The 1,977-nt window shown below is 59.6% G+C and carries 2 protein-coding genes; both read left to right on the plus strand.

The window, feature by feature from the left end:
- Positions 1-387: 387 nt before the first annotated feature.
- Positions 388-1,176 (plus strand): transporter, encoded by a 789-nt coding sequence (locus AC1DVA_RS27990; protein WP_265052942.1) that lies wholly within the window; start codon positions 388-390, stop codon positions 1,174-1,176.
- Between the two features lie 510 nt (positions 1,177-1,686).
- The coding region (locus AC1DVA_RS27995) for a sulfatase-like hydrolase/transferase (protein ID WP_476808067.1) at positions 1,687-1,977 on the plus strand (291 nt) is incomplete at its 3' end.

Below are 1,977 nucleotides of genomic sequence, written 5' to 3' on the forward strand. Positions count from 1 at the left end.
CCACTGATCGTAGAGTCCGGCGGCGCTGTTCTCGAAAAACCTGTCCCCAGGGCCGATATCGATCGCTCCAATGATTGGCCCTAACCCGGCAGGCGCGCTGATAACCGCGACGCAACCGAGCATCGCTCGATCAAGCGAATGGGGGTGGCCGATCTCAGTCTGCCGGCTCCTACGGAGTTGCGTCGGATCGTCGACGCCACGCGTCGATAACCGCAAGGTCCGAAATATGGGAAGGCAGATGTTTTCCTTGATGCCCGGGAACGGCAGCTTTCCACAACGCGGACGTCCGCCGTTTGTGGGTTCACGACCTAGTAAACTCAAGCACCCTGTGTTTTGATCTCTGAACCGAAGTCTAGGGAGGTTCCATTGCGACAAATCCGTAGAACTATGTCGGTCGCCATGGTTCTCCTTGCGAATTGCCTGTCACCGGCCTTCGGGCAGGACGCAGATCTCGCCAAGAAACTCAACAATCCGGTCGCAGCTCTCATTAGCGTTCCGTTCCAGTTCAACTACGACGGCCGGATCGGGCCCGGTGATAATGGTGGGCGGGCGACCCTGAATATCCAGCCGGTCATCCCCTTTCACCTCAGCCCCGAGTGGAACCTTATCTCCAGAACGGTTCTTCCAGTCATCTCACAATGGGATATTGCGCCAGGCTCGGGCCGCCAGTTCGGGTTGTCCGATACGACCCAGAGCTTTTTTCTGTCCCCACAGGCTCCTGGTCCTGGGGGAATTATCTGGGGGATCGGACCCGTGTTCCGCCTGCCAACCGCGACGGATCAACTCCTCGGCGAAAGTCGCTGGGGGGTGGGTCCAACCGCCGTTTTACTCAAGCAGGAAGGCCCTTGGACGATCGGCATCTTGGCTAATCAGGTCTGGTCGGCCGGAGGGGCGACCCGCAGTGGTGCGCACCCGGTCAACGCGACATTCGTGCAGCCGTTCATCTCCTACACGACGCACGATGCCTGGACCTTCTCGCTCAACACGGAGACGACGTACGATTGGGCCAATGAGAAGCTCACCGTTCCGATTAACGCTCAGGTCTCGAAACTGATCAGGATCGGAAAGCAGCCGATCAGCTTGTTCGTCGCCGGTCGATATTATGCATTTTCCCCAGTGTCTGGGCCAAAGGGGTTCGGCGCGCGCGCGGGCTTGACCTTCCTCTTCCCTGAGTAGGTCTCGGGAACCGAAAGGCTAAGCCACATCGACCCATCTGCGACGATCACGTCGAACCGCTCTTGGCATACAAATGGCCTATAGCCGATATCTGGAACGACCGCTTCCGGGTATTCAGTTCGCCAGTTACGGAGGCGCAGCTTAAATCGGACCGTTTCCAGACTTTTTGGGGGGCGCCGCACTTTCGCGATGAGCTGGATTTAGGATCCAGCGCAGTGATGTCGTGCGGGCGCGCGGGCTGGGCCGCGCTAATTGCTGACGTTCGTTTCGGGCATTTTCTCCAGTTCCAGCCGGACGCTTCGTTCGCCGACAGGCAGCTCAGTTAATCTCGTGGAGGCCCGGCCCCAGCCTCGGGCCGCATGCTACTGTCCTCAGGTACAATAGTGGCACGCGACGATTGACTTTTATGTCTCCGGCAATCGTTGCCGCGCAACATTCGAGCTGCGCGGCAAGCGCTGCTTCGCCTGTTCAACGGCCTACCCCCCCCAGTTTTGCAAACGGAGACGTAGCATGTCGATCTGTCGACGCGGGCTGCTCGGTTTTTGCGCGAGCGTGGCAATTTCGGCGGGAGTAACCTTACCCGCCCTGGCGCAACAGCAGCCGCCCGCCCCGACCCAAAAACCCAACATTATCATGATTATATCGGACGACACGGGTTACGGCGATCTCGGCCCCTATGGCGGCGGCGCCGGCCGGGGCATGCCGACCCCCAACATTGATAAGCTGGCGGCGGAAGGCATGACATTCTTCTCGTTCTATGCCCAGCCGAGTTGTACGCCGGGCCGAGCCGCCATGCAGACG

The organism is Allobosea sp. P4_C6, assembly GCF_056402015.1.

Bases quoted from the DNA above. Each gene is read 5' to 3' on its own strand.
- AC1DVA_RS27990 (WP_265052942.1), top strand. From the start codon at position 388: ATGTCGGTCGCCATGGTTCTCCTTGCGAATTGCCTGTCACCGGCCTTC.